This window comes from Streptomyces smaragdinus (assembly GCF_009604385.1).
GTDB lineage: Bacteria > Actinomycetota > Actinomycetes > Streptomycetales > Streptomycetaceae > Streptomyces > Streptomyces smaragdinus.
Genome location: NZ_WEGJ01000021.1, coordinates 103238 through 119800, shown reverse-complemented (window position 1 = coordinate 119800; position 16563 = coordinate 103238). Strand labels below are relative to the sequence as shown.

Annotated in this window: 18 protein-coding genes; 12 read left to right on the top strand and 6 right to left on the bottom strand. The window is 70.6% G+C overall.

Annotation, left to right across the window (positions count from 1 at the left end; all coding sequences use genetic code 11):
- From SRB5_RS23475 to SRB5_RS23465, 3 genes are all read right to left on the bottom strand, one after another.
- A partial coding sequence (locus tag SRB5_RS23475; protein ID WP_153455255.1) for an aldehyde dehydrogenase family protein occupies window positions 1–249 on the bottom strand: 249 nt, incomplete at its 3' end.
- Entirely contained in the window at window positions 242–463 is a 222-nt protein-coding gene (locus tag SRB5_RS23470; protein WP_153455253.1) for a tautomerase family protein, read from the bottom strand. The genes SRB5_RS23475 and SRB5_RS23470, both read right to left, overlap by 8 nt.
- A 1-nt stretch (window position 464) precedes the next feature.
- Complete coding sequence (locus tag SRB5_RS23465) at window positions 465–1280, bottom strand: 2-keto-4-pentenoate hydratase (RefSeq protein ID WP_153455251.1); 816 nt, start codon at window positions 1278–1280, stop codon at window positions 465–467.
- Between the two features lie 515 nt (window positions 1281–1795).
- On the opposite strand from SRB5_RS23465, the gene SRB5_RS23460 reads away from it, so the two are divergent.
- From SRB5_RS23460 to SRB5_RS23420, 9 genes are all read left to right on the top strand, one after another.
- Window positions 1796–3295 carry an NAD(P)/FAD-dependent oxidoreductase gene (locus SRB5_RS23460; protein WP_153455248.1) on the top strand — a complete coding sequence of 500 codons (1500 nt, stop codon included), beginning with the start codon at window positions 1796–1798 and terminating at the stop codon, window positions 3293–3295.
- 29 nt (window positions 3296–3324) lie between these two features.
- The gene (locus SRB5_RS23455) at window positions 3325–4164 is read left to right on the top strand and encodes an MBL fold metallo-hydrolase (protein ID WP_194293013.1); all 840 of its coding nucleotides are present in this window, start codon (window positions 3325–3327) and stop codon (window positions 4162–4164) included.
- A 45-nt stretch (window positions 4165–4209) separates the two neighbouring features.
- Window positions 4210–5211 (top strand): ABC transporter substrate-binding protein, encoded by a 1002-nt coding sequence (locus tag SRB5_RS23450; protein ID WP_153455243.1) that lies wholly within the window; start codon window positions 4210–4212, stop codon window positions 5209–5211.
- Between the two features lie 11 nt (window positions 5212–5222).
- A complete protein-coding gene (locus SRB5_RS23445) occupies window positions 5223–6047 on the top strand; it encodes an ABC transporter permease (protein WP_153455241.1) in 825 nt (274 codons plus the stop codon).
- On the top strand, window positions 6044–6808 hold the full coding sequence (locus SRB5_RS23440) for an ABC transporter ATP-binding protein (protein ID WP_153455239.1): 765 nt from the start codon (window positions 6044–6046) through the stop codon (window positions 6806–6808). The genes SRB5_RS23445 and SRB5_RS23440 overlap by 4 nt, the downstream gene beginning before the upstream one ends.
- A 61-nt stretch (window positions 6809–6869) precedes the next feature.
- Window positions 6870–7262 (top strand): RidA family protein, encoded by a 393-nt coding sequence (locus SRB5_RS23435; protein WP_323378342.1) that lies wholly within the window; start codon window positions 6870–6872, stop codon window positions 7260–7262.
- Between the two features lie 31 nt (window positions 7263–7293).
- Window positions 7294–7815 (top strand): 3-hydroxyanthranilate 3,4-dioxygenase, encoded by a 522-nt coding sequence (locus SRB5_RS23430; protein WP_153455235.1) that lies wholly within the window; start codon window positions 7294–7296, stop codon window positions 7813–7815.
- 23 nt (window positions 7816–7838) lie between these two features.
- Window positions 7839–8891, top strand: coding sequence for an amidohydrolase family protein (locus SRB5_RS23425; protein ID WP_153455233.1), 1053 nt, complete (start codon window positions 7839–7841; stop codon window positions 8889–8891).
- A complete protein-coding gene (locus SRB5_RS23420; protein ID WP_153455231.1) occupies window positions 8888–9598 on the top strand; it encodes a FadR/GntR family transcriptional regulator in 711 nt (236 codons plus the stop codon). The genes SRB5_RS23425 and SRB5_RS23420 overlap by 4 nt, the downstream gene beginning before the upstream one ends.
- 40 nt (window positions 9599–9638) lie before the next feature.
- Here the strand turns inward: SRB5_RS23420 and SRB5_RS23415 are convergent, their stop codons facing one another.
- Both SRB5_RS23415 and SRB5_RS23410 read right to left on the bottom strand, forming a co-directional pair.
- On the bottom strand, window positions 9639–10370 hold the full coding sequence (locus SRB5_RS23415) for an SDR family oxidoreductase (RefSeq protein ID WP_153455229.1): 732 nt from the start codon (window positions 10368–10370) through the stop codon (window positions 9639–9641).
- Window positions 10371–10459: 89 nt separating this feature from the next.
- Window positions 10460–12619 carry an MMPL family transporter gene (locus SRB5_RS23410; RefSeq protein ID WP_153455227.1) on the bottom strand — a complete coding sequence of 720 codons (2160 nt, stop codon included), beginning with the start codon at window positions 12617–12619 and terminating at the stop codon, window positions 10460–10462.
- Between the two features lie 233 nt (window positions 12620–12852).
- Between SRB5_RS23410 and SRB5_RS23405 the strand changes: the two genes are divergently transcribed.
- Genes SRB5_RS23405 through SRB5_RS37765 form a run of 3 tightly spaced genes read left to right on the top strand, consistent with a single transcriptional unit; the run spans window position 12853 to window position 15089 of the window.
- The gene (locus SRB5_RS23405; protein ID WP_153455225.1) at window positions 12853–14007 is read left to right on the top strand and encodes a sensor histidine kinase; all 1155 of its coding nucleotides are present in this window, start codon (window positions 12853–12855) and stop codon (window positions 14005–14007) included.
- On the top strand, window positions 14004–14681 hold the full coding sequence (locus SRB5_RS23400) for a response regulator transcription factor (RefSeq protein WP_323378340.1): 678 nt from the start codon (window positions 14004–14006) through the stop codon (window positions 14679–14681). Before SRB5_RS23405 ends, SRB5_RS23400 begins: the two co-directional genes overlap by 4 nt.
- 39 nt (window positions 14682–14720) lie before the next feature.
- Window positions 14721–15089, top strand: a complete 369-nt coding sequence (locus SRB5_RS37765) for an ImmA/IrrE family metallo-endopeptidase (RefSeq protein ID WP_153455283.1) — start codon at window positions 14721–14723, stop codon at window positions 15087–15089.
- Window positions 15090–15296: 207 nt separating this feature from the next.
- Here the strand turns inward: SRB5_RS37765 and SRB5_RS23390 are convergent, their stop codons facing one another.
- Window positions 15297–16562 carry a TIGR02679 family protein gene (locus SRB5_RS23390; protein WP_323378339.1) on the bottom strand — a complete coding sequence of 422 codons (1266 nt, stop codon included), beginning with the start codon at window positions 16560–16562 and terminating at the stop codon, window positions 15297–15299.
- Window position 16563 lies beyond the last annotated feature (1 nt).

Here is a 16563-nt window from a genome sequence, read left to right as displayed (position 1 = left end):
CGCGTGCGCCTCCATCACATCCGCCAGCCGGTGAATCGCCGCGGCCCGCTCGGCCCGCTTCATCCGCGGCCACGGCCCCTCGTCGAACGCCCGCCGCGAACTCGCCACCGCCCGCGACGCATCCTCCACGGACCCCGCCGCGGCCGTGGCCCAGACCTCCTGCTCCCACGGATTCCACACGTCGAAGGTCGCACCGTCGACCGACGGCACCTCCTCGCCGTCGATCACATGACCGAAGAACTCACTCATCGCCGCTTCCCGTCCGATCCCGCGCCGCGTACCGCTCCGCGAGCGTCTCGTTGCCCGCGGCCCAGTGCTCCGGCGGCACCTCGCGGACGATCACCCGTATGTTTGCCGGCGGCGCTCCCACCGCGTCCACGACCGCGTGGTGGACGCGGTCGATCAGTGTCCGGATCGTCGCCGCGTCCCGGCCGGCGGCCAGGGTCACCTCCACCAGCGGCATGTCAGGCCCCCGTGACGGCGATGGACCCGAGGGTCGCGAAGTCGACGCTGACGGTCTGGCCGGGGTGCAGGAACACCGCGTCCGTCATCCCGCCGGTCAGCACGATCCACCCGGCCTCGAGCTTCTTCCCCCGCCGCCCGAGATCGTTCGCCGCGAGGGCGAGAGCCGCTGCGGGGTTGCCCTGCACGGCGGCGCCGGTGGCCCGGTCGACCTCCCTGCCGTCGACCCGCAGCACCGCCTCCTCGGCGATCAGGTCCAGGTCGGCGGGGTCGAAGAGCCGGGAGCTGACGCCGAAGCGTGCCGCCGAGGCGTTGTCCGCGACCACATCCGGCAGCGTGAACTTGAAGTCGGTGTAGCGCGAGTCGATCACCTCGTACCCCGCGGCCACCTTCTCCACCGCCGCGAGGGCCCGCTCCGGGGTGACCCCCGGACCGGCGAGGTCCTCGCCCATGACGAAGACGATCTCCGGCTCCACCCGCGGGTGGATCAGCTCGCCCAGTACGGCCGGGGCTCCCGGCTCGAGCACCATCGTGTCCGTCAGCCACGCCGTCAGCGGCGCGTCGATCCCCATCCGGCGCTGCTTCGCCTCCGAGGTGAGCCCCAGCTTCGCGCCGACCAGCCGCTCGCCGGCGGCGAGCTTGCGCTCGACCAGCACGTCCTGCGCCCGGTAGCCGAGGTCGAGGTCCAGGCCGGGGAACCGCTCGGTCAGCTTTCCGCCGTCACGGCGCCCGGCCTCCCGGTCCAGCAGCTCGGTGGCCACGGCGTCGAGGACGGCCGCGTCCGGAGTGTCGGCGGCCGGCGAAGAGGGTGCCGTCATCGGTGAGCTCCCAACAGAAGAGGGTCTCGGCCCGCGGGCCGAGGACGTCGGTCGTACGCGAGGAAACCCCTACGGGATCGGCTGCGGGGTCTTATCAACGCCGCCCTCGACCACAATGGTTGTAATCAATAGAACCGAGAGTCGTCAAGGGGTTGTGACCCTTGTGTTCCGGCCCCGGCTGATGGCGCTGACCTGCGTAGAACAGGTTCGGTCACGATTGAGGACGCCTGCCGTGGACGACTCTTGACGCGAATCAATCACTATGGTTGTGTCCTTTCGCGTGACCCAGATCACCGCCCGATCAGCGGCTGACAGCGGTCCGCAGATACGGCAGCGCCCGGCCGCGCGCGGCGGAGATACGGGCTGCCCTCCCGACCGGCGGAGACGGTGATTGTCGGTGCCGCAGGTCACGGATCAGGTGCGAGGGAGTCCGACATCTATGGACGGAGAGAACGAATGACGGCTGCTCCAGGACTTTCCCGGGCGCGGGCGACGGGCACCTGTGAGGGCGCCCGATGACATCCCTGCGCAGGAATGCCGACCTGACGTTCCGCGAGTGGCAGAGCCACGGCGGCGAGGAGCGCGGGAAGCCCCGTCCGCTGTGGCTGGACGAGGCCCTGAGCGGCGAGGACTTCGACCCGCCGCGGCTGGCGGGCCGGCACGAGGTCGACGTCTGCATCGTCGGCGGCGGCTTCACCGGGCTCTGGACGGCGAACCGGCTGCTGGAGCAGGAGCCGACGCTGCGTATCGCGGTGCTCGAGGCGTCCCTGTGCGGGTCGGGTGCGAGCGGGCGTAACAGCGGAGCGGTCAGTCACTGGTGGGGGCGGCTGCCGTCGCTGTACGCGGCGGCGGGGCGGGAGAACGCCCTGAAGATCGTCCGGGCCGGTGCGGACGCGGTCGCCGACATGGGCGTCTTCGTCGAGGAGAATGGCATCGACTGCGGGTACCGGCAGATCCCCTCGCTGTGGAGTGCCACCACGCCGCAGCAGGTGGGCGCCTGGAACCCGATGTTCGCCGTGGCGGAGAAGCTGGGCGTGACCCCGCCCTACCGCGAGCTGTCGTCCGCCGAGCTCACGGAGCAGGTCGGCGGCGAGCCGTACAAGGCCGCTCTGATGCAGCTCGACGCGCACCACATCCAGCCGGCCAAGCTGGCGCGGGGCCTGCGGCGGGTGGCGATCGAGCGCGGTGCGAGCGTGTACGAGAAGTCGCCGGTCACCCGGATCACCTCCGGCGCCGCCGGGGTCAGCGTGCGGACGGCCGGGGGTGAGGTCGTCGCCCAGCACGTGGTGCTCGGCGCGAACGCGTGGATGGCGCACCTGGACGAGTTCCGCCGCGACACCATGGTCCTGTCCAGCGACGTCATCGCCACCGCCCCCATCCCGGAGCGGCTCGCGCAGCTGGGCATGACCGACCGGCCCGGCTGCATCGACTCCCGGATGATGGTCAACTACTACAAGTTCACGCCCGACGGCCGCATCGTGTTCGGCCGCGGCGGCGGGACCGTCTCCTACTCGAACCGGGTGAGCGGCGCGTTCGAGTACTCGGAGCCGCAGATCCGGGAGGTCGAGAAGGACTTCCGGTTCCATCTGCCGGCGCTGGCGGACGTGAGCTTCAGCCACCGCTGGGCGGGCCCGGTCGACCGTACGCCGAGCGGCTTCCCGAAGTTCGGCAAGCTGTCCTCCGACGACCGCATCCATTACGCGATCGGCTATTCCGGGCACGGCGTCGGCGCCAGTGTCCTGGGCGGGCGGATTCTCGCCTCCTCGGTGCTGGGCCGGCGCGACCAGTGGACGGACGTCGGCGACGCGCTCGAGGTCATGCAGGCCGGTCACTATCCGCCGGAGCCGATTCGCTATCTGGGCGCCCGGGTCGTACGGAAGTCGCTCGCGCGGACCGAGAACGCGTATCTGGCGGGCAGGAACCCGAATCCGGTCGACAAATCGCTGTCCAAGCTGGCCTCCGGGACCGTCGAGGACGTCACGCGTGCGCTGACCAAGCCCTTTCGCCGGTCGTGACCGAAACGTATGCCGAAGGAATGAGTGACGTGGCAATCGAATCCAACTCGGACCTCTCGCAGGCCAAGGCGCCCGAGAAACTCGCCCCCCACACGTACGGCGTGGAGAGTCTGCCGGAGGCCGCCTCCAATTTCGGCATCGTCGTCGGGGAGGAAGCCGTCGTCGTGGTGGACAGCAGGCTGACCCCCGCTCTCGGCCACGAGCTGCGGGGCTGGCTCGCGGACAACGTGCTGGGCGAGAAGCGTCCGATTCTGATCAACTCGCACTTCCACGGCGACCACTGGTTCGGCAACCCGGGGTTCAAGGGCGACACGATCATCGCCAGCCGCTGGACGCAGGAGAAGCTGCGGCAGGACTGGGAGATCCAGGTCGAGCGGTTCTGCGAGCTCCGGCCGCACCAGACCGAGGACTTCCGCAGCGTGACCCCGGTGCTGCCCAACATCGGGATCGAGCAGGACGCGATCCTCGACCTCGGCGGCACCAGCGTGCGGGTGCAGTGCGTACGCCACGCCCACAGCCCCGGTGACGTGATCGTCTGGTCCGACGACGACCGGGTCGCGTTCGCCGGAGACCTCGTCGTCAACGGCCACTGGCCGGCGTTCCCGCACGCCGACTACCAGGGCTGGCTGGCCGTCCTCACCGAGCTCGCGGACAGCGGTGTGCGGACCGTCGTCCCCGGACACGGGCCCATCGGGGGCGTCGAGGTCGTCCGGACGATGATCGACTGCCTCCGGTTCCTGGAGGAACTCGCGAGCAGGCCCGAGGCGGAATGGGACGGCCTGGTCGCCGCATCGCCCTACGCCGACTGGCTGCACCCGATTCGCGTGCACCCCGCGATCAAGCACATCCGGAACGAGCTATCCGAGTAGGGGCATCGAGCACCTACAGAATTCTGTGAATTTCGAGGAGGAACAATGACTTTCCGACGAAGTGCAAAGCTCGGCGCCTCTGTGTTCTCCATATCCCTCGTCCTGGCCGCCGCCACGGCCTGCGGATCGGATGAAGAGAAGACCGCCGCGAACGGCGACCCGACCGTCGTGTTCCAGACGATCCCCGCCTCCACCTCGGCGCTCCTCGCCGCCCAGATCGACGCGGCGGGCCTGGAGAAGAAATACCACGTCAATGTCGAGGTCAAGGCGGCCGGCAGCCTCAACGCGTCGTTCCAGGAGTTCATCACCGGACGTTCCGACTGCATCGTCGGCGACCCCTACTCCTTCGGTCTGAAGGCGTCCGACGGACTGCCGATCCACGTGGCGGCCACGATCGCGAGCACGGGCGGCTATGTCCTCGCCGACGAGAAGTCGGGCATCAAGACCCCGGCCGACCTGAAGGGCAAGCGTCTGGCGTCCGCGGTGGGCGGCAGCCTTCACCTCCTCATGGACACGGCCGCGCAGAACTGGTACGGCACCTCGTTCGAGGACGACGTGAACGTCATCCAGTCGGAGTCCGCGCCGGCGATCGCGCAGCTCGCCGCGGGCAAGCTCGACGCCACGCTCACCTACGAGACGTCGGCCAGCGCCCTGTTCAACAAGGCGAAGAACTTCCACGTCGCGTACGACATGGGCCCCGACTACCAGAAGAACCTCGGCGTCGACGAGCTCTGGCAGACCGTCCTGCTGTGCCGCAAGGACCACAACCTCGAGACCAAGACCGTCGGCCAGTTCACGGCGATGCTCAAGGACGCCGGCGAGCAGCTGAACAAGGACCCGAAGGCGACCGACGCGCTGGCGGTGTCGTCGTTCGACGCCGAGCCGAACGCGTACGGCGAGGCCTTCAAGAGCGGCCGGCTGGCGTTCAACATCCGTCCGGTCGACGCCGGTGTGGCGAAGTCGATCACGGACGTCGTCGGTCTGATGACGAAGACCGGGACGATGGAGAAGTTCGACCTCCCGGCCGATTACCTCAAGGCGGAGTGAGGCGCGCCGACATGACACAGGCAAGTGTGGACATGCCCGCCGTGACCGGCAAGGGCAAGACGGCATCGGGTGCCGGGCGGAAGCGGGTCAGGAAGACCCTGCTGCTCACCGCGGCGAGCGCCCTCTTCCTCCTGCTGCTGCAGATCGCGAGCATGCAGACCCCGGACTACATCGTCCCGGACGTACCGACGGTGCTGAAGGCGACCTGGGAGGTGCTGACCGAGCAGGGCAGCGACCTGCTGGTCACCCTCGGCCGGTTCGCCCTGGCGATTCTCGCGTCCATCGTCCTCGGCTGGATCCTCGGTCTGGCCATGGCGTCGCAGAAGGTCGTCGGCGAATTCGGTGAGGCGGTCACGCGCATTCTGCTCGCGACGCCCTCGCTGTCGGTGATCCTCTTCGCCGTCCTGTGGTTCGAGAGCATCGAGACCCGGGTCTTTGTCGTCGTCTGCTTCATGGCTCTGCCGTTCTACATCGTGGCGGTCTACGAGAGCGTGAAGACGATCGACCGCGATCTCGTCGAGGCCATGCGCCAGTTCCGGCCGACCCGCCGGCAGCTGTTCGCCCACGTCCTCTTCCCGCACACGACCGCCACGGTGATCATGACGACGAAGTCCGTCGCCTCGTTCTCCCTGCGGATCGTGGTCTTCTCGGAGGTGCTGGTCGCCACCAGCGGAATCGGCAGCTCCATGCTGAAGGCGCAGAGCGCGTTCAAGGTCGACCTCATCTTCGGGTGGACGGTCGTCCTGATCGTGGTCAACTTCCTGCTGATGGCCGGCCTGGACCTGCTGGAGCGGCGACTGCTCCGCTGGCGTCCGGAGAATGCGGTGGCGTCATGATTACCAAGAACTCGAACGCATCGGGTGACTGCGTCATCGAACTGAAGGACGCGCACGTGTCCTTCGGCGACGTCGTCGCGGTGGACAAGCTCAGCTTCCAGGTCAACCCCGGTGAGCGGGTGGCGATCCTGGGCCAGACCGGCGCCGGCAAGTCGACCATCATGAACATGCTGGTCGGCGCGCTGGCCGCCACGTCGGGCACGGTCCGTGTGGTCGGCCTCGACCCCGTCGCGGACTGGCACGCCCTGCGCGGCAAGATCGCGGTGGCCTTCCAGGACGCCCGGCTCCTGCCCTGGCGTACGGCACACGCGAACGTCGAGATGGGCCTGCAGTTCCTCGGCGTCGACCGCAGGAAGCGGCGCGACATCGCGGCCGAATGGCTCGAGCGCGTCGGCCTCGGACACGCGCTCACGCGCTACCCGCACCAGCTGTCCGGCGGTATGCGCCAGCGTGTGTCGCTGGCCCGCGCACTGTCCGTGGACCCCGGCGTCGTCCTGCTCGACGAGGCGTTCAGCGCCCTCGACGAGGCCACGTCGGTCCAGCTGCGGGGGGATTTCGTCCGGCTCGCCCAGACGGAGAAGTTCACCGCGCTGATCGTCACGCACAGCATCGAGGAAGCTTTCGAGATCGCGGACCGCGTCATAGTCCTGGGGCGGCCGGCGAAGGTCATGGCGACGTACGACACCGCCGAATACGACTTCTCCGAGCCGGGATCCTTCGAAACCCTCCGCAAGACCGTGTCCGAAATGATGAGGGCTTAGCTCGACCCTCGAGCGAGCTGATTCCCAGGCAATACAGAAAGGCCAGCACATGATTGAACGCGTGAGCACCAGCGGAGCACCCGTCGTCGGATTCTCCTCGGGCACGGCGGCCCCCCTGTCCCAGGCGATCGTCGTCGGCGACCTGATCTTCTGCTCGGGCACGGGTCCCCTCGACCCGGAGACCCGTACGGTCGTGTCCGACGACTTCGTCGAGCAGGTCAAGCAGACCCTCACCAACATGATGCGCACCGTCGAGGCGGCCGGCGGCACCAAGAACACCGTCGTCAAGTGCAACGTCTACCTCGGCGACGTGCACAACTTTGGCGCCTTCAACGCCGCGTACCGGGAGTTCTTCGCCGACGCCGAGGGCTTCCCGGCGCGTACGACGGTGGGCGCGGTCCTGCACCGCGACCGGGTTCAGGTGGAGATCGACTGCGTCGCGGCCAAGGCCTGACCGCGACCGGGACGGAATGAGGGTGACCGACATGACCAAGCCGCTGATCGCCATGCCCATCGTCGACCTCGACGCCATCGCCCAGCAGCTGGGCGAGAGCGGCAAGCGGGTCCACGTGCTCTGGCAGGAATCCGAGTCGCTGGCCTTTGTGGCACGCGGCCGGGAATACCGCAGCGAATTCCACATCAACCCCAGCGACGAGGTGATGTACATGATTCGCGGCAGCATGAACCTCCACTATCGGGACACCGACGGTACGGAGAAGATCGCGGTCATTCCCGAGGGCGAATGCATTTTCACCCCCACCGGGGTCGCGCACTCGCCACGGTTCGCGCCCGACGCGTACGTCCTCGTCACCGAGCGGCTGCGGCGCCCCGGTGAGAAGGACCGGTTCCAGTGGTTCTGCATGGAGTGCGACAACTTCCTGCACGAGGAGAGCGTCCATGTAGCCGACTACCGCACTGACCCGGTCGCAGGTGCCTACCAGTCCTTCTTCGACAACGAAGAGGCCCGGACCTGCGACAAGTGCGGCACGGTCGCGCCCACCTACTGAGCCGAGAGAGACGGGGAGCTGCGATGGCCGGACACGCCCGGACGATCGACGTCCACGCCCACGCCCTGCCGATGCCGCTGCTGGAGTACCTGGCGGCACGGGGGTACGCCGACCTGTCCGAGGCCGACGCCGGGGTGGTGGTGATCCACCCGATGATCTCGGGTGCCGCGAAGGGGGCGCGGATCCCGCTGCCCACCGAGCAGTACGTGGCCGCCGAGCGGCTGGCCGCGATGGACGCCGTGCAGGTGGATCTCCAGGCGGTCTCGGCGCCACCGTTCGTCTTCGCCTCCCTGGCCGAGGACGAGGACCTCGTCCTCGACGTCACCCGCCGGTCGAACGACGCGCTGCGTGACTTCGTCGCGGACTCCGGCGGGCGGCTCGTCGCCCTGGGCACCATCCCGATCGGCACGTCCGGCGGCGCGGCGGAGGCCGCCCGCTGCCTGGACGAGCTGGGCATGGCCGGCCTCACGGTCGGCACCTTCGGGATGGGCCGCGAGCTCGATGATCCGGTGAACGAGCCGGTCTGGGAGCTGATCAGCGAGCGGCGCGCGTTCTGCTTCGTCCATCCGAGCCGGGCCTCCGCACCGTCCCGGATGAGCGACTACTACCTGGTCCAGCTCCTCGGCTACCCGGCGGAGACGGCGCTCGCGGCCTCCCGGCTGATCTTCGGCGGCGTCCTCGACCGGTACGACCCGGTGCTCTGCCTCGCCCACGGGGGCGGCTGTCTGGCCGGGGTGACGCCCCGGCTGGACCTCGGCTGGGAGCGCAAGCGCGAGGCGCGTACGGTCCTCAATCCGCCGAGCAGCTATCTGCGGCGCTTCCTGTACGACACCGCCGTGTTCGACTCCGACACCCTGCGGCGTCTGATCGAGGCGGTTTCGGCCGACAACGTACTGCTCGGCACGGACGCCCCGTTCGACCTGGCCGACGTGGCGGCCCAGGAGACGATCCGGTCCTTGGGCCTGCCGAGTGAGGCGGAGGAAGCCATACTTGGCGGAAACGCCAGGCGGCGGCTGGTGGAAGCGTCTGTTCCAGGTTTCGTCCCTGGTTCACGACTCGGGGGAGGCCATGGATGACCAGGCAGTTGGCGGGGGAACTGCGCACCGGATCGCGCGCGGAGTCCGTGGCGCGGGCGATCGAGCGGCGGATCGCCGAGCAGGGCCTGGTCGCCGGTGACCTGATCGGCACGAAGGCGAAGATGCGCGAGGAGTACGGGGTCGCGGTCGCCACGATGAACGAGGCGGTACGCCTGCTCAGCGATCGCAGCGTCATCTACGTCCGCCCCGGCGTCAAGGGCGGCCTCTTCGTCGCCTCCCGGCCGGTGCTGGTGCGGCTGGGGCGCAAGATGCTGGAGCTCAGCGGCGATTCGGTGTCCGTCGCGGACTGCCTGATGATGCGCAACGCGCTCGAACCCCTCGTCATGGAGGAGACCGCCAGGCATGTGACGGCGGACGGTCTGGCGGAGCTGCGCGAGATCGTCTGGCGGATGGAGCGGCCGGGGGTGGAGGCCGAGGAGTACATGCGGCTGAACTGGGAGCTGCACCTCAAGATGGCCGACGCGACGCCCAACCAGGTGCTGCGGCACACGTATCAGTCGGTCCTGGAGTACGTCGGCAGCCGCGTCCAGCGGGTGGCGACGGAACAGGCGGCCGTCGACGTCATCCGGGGCGCCCGCATCCACCGCGCGCTGGTGGAGGCGATCGCGGACGGCGACCCGGACGAGGTCCGGCGGGCGATCGCCGCCCACAGCGCGCTGACCTCGCCTCCGGGGGCGGGCGACTGACGGGGTGTGTGCCCGTAAGCGGGTACACACCCCGGCCCGGCTACCGCCCGGCGAGCCACTCCCGGTACGGGGTCTTCGAGATCGACGCCTCGTCCCCCGGCTGCAGGATGCGGGCCTCGTCGTCGGCCTCCGGCGCGTCCTCCACGACCCGCCGCGGGTCGCCCCACTCCGCGAGGGTGATCCGGCCCAGCTCCGCGATCGAGAACACCTCGGGCCCGGCGACGTTCCGCGTCGCGTTCAGCGGGGCGCCCACCACCACGTCGGCGACGGCCCGCGCGATGTCGGCCGAGGCGACCGGCTGCACCTTCGTGGCCGGCAGCCGCACCGGGTCGGCGTCCTTCGCGGCGTCGCTGATCTGCCGGTTCAGGAACTCGTCGAACTGCGTGGACCGGACGATCGAGTACGGCACGGGCCCGGCCTTCAGCAGATCCTCCTGAAGCACCTTGGCCCGGTAGTACGCGTAACCGGGCACCCGGTCCACCCCGACGATCGAGAGGATCACCGCGTGCCCGACGCCGGCGCTCGCGGCAGCGGCGAGAAGGTTGTCCATGCTCGTCCGGAAGAAGGGGACGGCAGTCTCGTCAAAGACGGGTGAGTTGCTCAGATTGACGACCACGTCCGCCCCGTCGAGCGCCCCCGCGAGCCCGTCACCGGTGAGCAGGTCCACACCGGTGGCCGGCGAGTGCGGGACGGCCTGATGCCCCTCCGCGTTGAGCAGCGTGACGACCTGCGAGCCGATGAGTCCGGTACCGCCGATGACCGCGACCTTCATATGGAGCCTCCGGATCGTGGGACGACCGGTGCCGTCCCGCCGGAGCTTTGACCTGGGGGTGGTGGGTTTTGTGACAGAGGGCGGTGCCTTCAGTGGCTCGTGTCACCCGCGTATATGTGCGAGGACGGAGCCGCGGCCCGCGTTGTCGCATCGCCCATGTGGTCAGTGCCGATCCGGGGCAGCCGGCGGCCGAGGGCACCGGGGAACCACCACGCCGCGCGGCCCAGCAGGGCCATCGACGCCGGTACGAGGACCAGCCGTACGATCGTGGCGTCCAGCACGATGGCCGACGCCAGGCCCAGGCCCATCATCTTCACCAGCGGCGACGGGTTGGTGACGAAGCTGAGGAAGACCACCGTCATGATCAGCGCCGCCGAGGTGATCACCCGGCCCGTGACCGCCATCCCGCGGGCCACCGCCTCCCTGGCGTCGCCCGTCGCCCCGTACTCCTCGCGGACGCGGGAGAGCAGGAACACCTCGTAGTCCATCGACAGGCCGAAGAGGACCGCGAAGAAGATCGTCGGCAGCGGGGACGCGATCGGCATCGTCTCCTCGAGGTTGAACAGCCCGCCCAGCCAGCCCCACTGGAAGACGGCCACCACGACCCCGTACGCGCCGGCGATGGACAGCAGGTTCAGCACGGCGGCCTTGAGGGGCAGCACGACGGACCGGAACACCAGCATCAGCAGCAGCACCGACACCAGGGCGATCGCGGCCACGAACACCGGCAGGGTGTCGGAGAGCTGCCGGGTGAGGTCGTCGGTCATCGCCGTCACCCCCGCCACGGCGACGTTGCCGGGCACGGTGTCCCGGACGCGTTCGAGGGTACGGGCGGTCGCGGGGTCCGCGGGGGCGGTGGTCGGGACGGCGGGCAGGACGGCCGTGTCCCGCGCCGCGGAGAAGCGGGGCTCGCCGACCGACCCGATGCCGGGGTCGTCGGCCAGGCGCCGCGACAGCTCGGGTATACCCCCGGCGTCCACACCGGGGCCGCGCAGGTCGGCGACGATCAGCAGCGGGGCGTTGAAGCCGGGGCCGAAGCCCTCCGACAGCAGGTCGTAGGCGCGGCGGTGGGTCGTCGTGGTGGCGTCGTCACCCGCGTCGGGGAAGCCGGTCCGCATGTCGAGCGTCGGCACGGCCAGCGTCAGCAGCGCCACGCATGCCACCAGCAGGTACGGCCACGGCCGCCCGGAGACGCGATGCGCGAACCGCCACCACGCCGTGTCCTCGGGCCCCTTCGTACGGCGCCGCACCTTCAGGACACGGCCGCCCATCAGCGTCAGCAGCGCGGGCAGCAGCGTCAGCGCGGTCGCCACGGCGAACAGCACCACCAGCGACGTACTCAGCCCGATCGACGTCAGGAACCCCAGCCCGGTCACCGCCAGCGCGCTCATCGCCACGACGACGGTCCCGCCGGCGAACAGGACGGCCGCGCCCGACGACCCCATGGCGTTCGACAGCGCCAGGGACCGCTCCTGCCCGGCGGCGACGTTCTCGCGGTAACGGGCGACGATGAACAGGGCGTAGTCGATGCCGACACCCAAACCGATCATCGCCCCGATCGTGGGCGCGGCGGAGGACACCTCCATCGCGTGCGCCAGCAGCGTGACCCCACCCAGCCCGGCGCCCACGGCGACCAGGGCGAGCACGACCGGGACCAGGGCGGCGGCGACCGTACCGAACGCGATCACCAGGATCACCAGCGCGGCCAGCAGCCCCGCCGCCTCCGCGCCCGACGAAGGCGTCTCGGCGTTGATGAAGACGGTGTCGCCGCCGAGCTCCGCGGTGACACCGTCTTCACGCAGCGGCTCGATCGCGTTCTCGAGGTCGTCGATGTGCGACGGGGTCACCTCCATCGTCGGTACGTCGAAGGTCACCTCGACGAACGCGATCCGCCCGTCGGCCGAGACCGTACCGGCGGCGAAGGGTTCACCGACCGCCGCGATGTCCTCCGTGCCGGCGATCCGGCCGACCGCGGCCTCGACCGCGCGCCGGTGCGGCTCGATCCGCTCCCCTTCCGGCGCCGCGAACACGGCCACCGCGCCGCCGCCCGACGCCTCCGGGAAGCGCTCCTCGAGCAGCTCCATCGCCTGCTCGCTCTGACTGCCGGGGGCGACGAGATCGTCGACGAACGGTCCGCCGGCCAGCGCGGCCAGGGGCAGTACGAGGGCCAGCGCGGCCAGCCAGGCGGCGACGGTCAGCCACGGTCGGCGGGCGCTCGCGTCGCCGATGCGGCGCGTGAGTCGGTTCATGGCAGGGGCTCCTGTACGTCGATGGGGGCTCCGGCCTTCCGCGGGAGCGGATCCAGCGTGGCCGCCGGGACCGGGCGCGGTCTCCCGCCGCGGGACTGGTTCGGGGCTCCCTCGCGAGGGGGCGGTGCCTCCCGCCGGCGGGGGAGGCGGGGATCCGTCCGGCGGCGGGTGACGGTGTGTTCGGGGCGGATTTACGATGACGTCCCCGACGCCGGGTGATGGGGGGAGCGACGATGGAGCGCAGCAGGTTCAGTGGCCCGTTCACCCGCTGGCCGAGGACCGCGGACGCCGTCCTCGCGGCGGCGATGACCCTGGTGGCGGGGCTCTTCGAGGACGCCCCGGAGGGCGAGTCGGCCGTCCGCTCGGCCGCCGAGATCCTCCACCCCGCGCTGCTGCTGTTCGCGGTCGCGGGCGTGGCGCTCTTCTTCCGCCGGAGCAGGCCGGTCCAGGTCGCGTACGTGGTGCTCGCCGCCTGGGCCCCGGTGCTGGGCGGCGAATACTCCACGCTGGGCGCCCTGGTGATCGTCGCGCTGTACAGCGTCGGACGCTACGGCGACGACGCCCGCCGGGGCCCGCTCGCCGTCGCGGTGGCCGTCACCGCGCTCCTGATCGACGGCCTCCTCCTCACCTCCCCCTGGGGCGACCTCGGCTTCGGCGCCGCCGTCTTCGCCGGCGCCTGGTACCTCGGCCGCCGGCTGCGGCTACGGGCGGAACGCGCCGCCCAGCTCCGTACCGAACAGGCCGCCGAAGCCCGCCGGATCGTCACCGAGGAACGCACCCACATCGCCCGCGAGCTGCACGACGTCGTCGCCCACCGGGTCAGCATGATGACCGTCCAGGCCGGCGCCGCCCGCATGGTCGCCGCCGAGGACCTGCCGGGCGCGCTGGAGGCGATGGCGGCGGTGGAGGAGGCGGGCCGCCAGGCCCTGGACGAACTGCGCCATCTGCTGGGAGTGTTGCGTCCGGACCCCGGCCGCGAGGACCTCGGCCCCCGCGCGGGCCTGGCCGACCTGCCCCGGCTCGTCGCCTCGGTACGGGAGGCGGGCCTGGACGTCACGCTCACCAACGGCATACGTGCCCCGCTGCCGGCCCGCGTCGACCTGTCGGCGTACCGCATCGTCCAGGAGGCCCTGACCAACGTGCTCAAGCACAGCGGACCCCGCACCCGCACCGAGGTACACCTGCGCGACTCGACGGACGGCATCACGATCGAGGTGACCGACGACGGCACGGGCACCGCCCAGCCCCCCAAGGGCCCACCGGGCCACGGCATAGTCGGCATGCGCGAACGCGCCCACCTCCTCGGCGGCCACCTCGACGCCGCCCCCCGCCCCACCGGCGGCTTCCGCCTCACGGCCCGCCTCCCGGTCAAGGGGGAGCCCGCGTGACGATCCGCGTCGTCGTGGCCGACGACCAGGCGCTGGTCCGCCGGGGGTTCGTCATGATCCTCCGGATCAACCCGGACATCGAGGTCGTCGCGGAGGCGGGCACGGGCCTCGAGGCGATCGAGGCGACACGCCTGCACCGCCCGGACGTGATCCTCATGGACATCCGCATGCCGGAGCTGGACGGCCTGGAGGCGACGTCCCGCATCCTGACGGAGTCCGACTGGAACCCCCGGGTGCTGATCCTGACGACGTTCGACCCGGACGAGTACGTGTACAAGGCCCTACGCTCGGGCGCCAGCGCCTTCGTCCTGAAGGACATCCCACCCGAACAACTCGCGACGGCGGTCCGCACGGTGGCGGAGGGCGGCACACTCCTCGCCCCGTCGATCACACGCCGCTTCATCGACCGCTTCGCCGAGCGCCGCCCGCCGAACGCGGCGGTCGCGTCGCGGCTGGACCGGCTGACGGGGCGGGAGCGGGAGATCATGACGGCGGTGGCGCGGGGGGCGAGCAATGCGGAGATCGCGGAGAGCCTGGTGATCGGGGCGGCGACGGTGAAGTCGCATGTGTCGAGCATCCTCACGAAGCTGGGGCTGCGGGACCGGATCCAGGTCGTGATCTTCGCGTACGAGAGCGGGCTGGTGGAGGCGGGGGATCACGACTTGGGGCACTGAGGTCTCTTTGGCCTCCGGGTAGTTCGAGGCGGTGACGCGCTGGTTCCTCACCGCGTACGAAGTGTTGGGGCTGATCGGCCGTTCGCGGGAACTCCCTGTGCTTCCCGTCCCCCGTGCGGACCGGCCTGGCAGGCGGACGGCTTCCGGCTCGTCTTCCTCGCGACGACCGACACCTGGACGTGCCAGCGGTTCACCCTCGTTCACGAACTCGGGCACATCCTGGCCGGCGACGCCCAGGAGTTGCTGACGGAAGCGGGTCCTGCGCCGGGCAGACAGACGGACTACTCCGAGGTTCGTGCGAACGTCTTCGCCGTCAACTTCCCGATGCCAGAGAGAGATCGGCGCGGCACGGGCAGAGCTCGCGTAATCGCCTGCGCGGATTCACCACCGAGCTCTGCCACGTCCTGAGCGGACGGATCGAGGAATGCCACTTCCGGCGGACGGACGCCCGCACGTCACGGGTTCCTGTCGAACCGGCCAATGCCCGCCGATGCCTGGCTCTTCCCGGACAACGCCGTCCTGTGCAACTTCGGCACGGCGAACCGACTCGATCTGCCGGCCAAGGTGCTGGACGGACGCGGGACGGCTCTGGCGACGCCCGCAGGCCATCCGATTTCAGCCGCCGGCGTACCCCGCCAGATCATCCATCAGCACCCCGGCCATCTGCTCCTCCAGCACCGCGGTGCCCCGCGCGACCAGCGCCGCCGCGAGATCCCCGTCCCAGGGCGCCGCGGTGACACGTCCCGCCGGCGGGCCGCTCGCGTTGTCGGCGAGCGCTGCCTGATAGTCGGCGCACGACATGTGCCACGGCTGGGCACCTGTGACCTTCATGACGTGTGTGGCGATGCGCAAGCCCTCACCGTCGAAGTCGCCGTGGTAGTGCAGGCGCGCCCGCGTCGCGGACAGGTGGCGCAGCAGGAGCAGGGCGGCGCTGCCCGGCCAGCCCGAGGTGCACACCAGCGGTGGGCAGCCGGCGCCGAAGCGGCGCAGGGCGAGTGCGACGATGCTCGGGTTCTCCGTGATGTGCACGTCGGCCATGGGCAACAGCAGGGTGCTGGTGTCCCGGAGCTGGGCCAGCGTCAGGTGCATGGCGTGGCCGGCGTCGGTGCACACCCTCAGGGCGCGGGCCACGGGGCTGGTGCCCGAGGGGCGCAGGCCCGCGGTGAGCACCGTACTGGACAGGGCGTCGTCCGCGATGCCCGCCAGACCCCACAGCGTGCGGCGCCCGGCTGCCGTGGCCTGGAGGTCCTTCCCGTCCGAGGGGGCCGGACCGGTGTCGTGCAGCGCCGTGAGGGCGCGCAGTACCAGGCCGGCCAGGCGGGTGCCGTCGTCCAGGGCATGTGAGTCGCCGAGCAGTGCGGCGGCGAACACCGGCAACGGCTCGCCCTGGGCGGGCAGAGCCTCGAGGACGGTCAGTGCGGCCTCAAGCAGCCGGCGGGTGGCGGTCGTCGACCCATGGACCAGGCCCGACCTGCGTATCTGCGCGGACCACGCGGCGAGGGAGGGCCGGCCCGCGACGACGGGGTGACTCTCCAGCCAGTGCCACAGGGCATCCCGCTCGGCCACGCCGGAGCGCCGCCGCGCCGCCCGGTCCCCGGTCGGCCCGAGGATCGTCTCGGCGACCGCCCGGGCGTCGGTGCCGACGCTCTCCAGCAGCGCCGAGTCCAGACGGGCCATGGTCACCGTCGTACGAGCCGGGGGCAGCCGGTCCAGGCCCATCAGGTCGGCCAGGGCCTCCCGGGCCGCCGGGTCCAGCGGACCGAGTGAAACCCGCTGGACGGGGTGGCCGGAGGACAGCCGCTGATGCACCGCCTGCCACAACGGGGCGAGTTCGGGCCGATCGAGTATGTGCCGGACCGCCCGGTTCGGGGCATCCTCCACG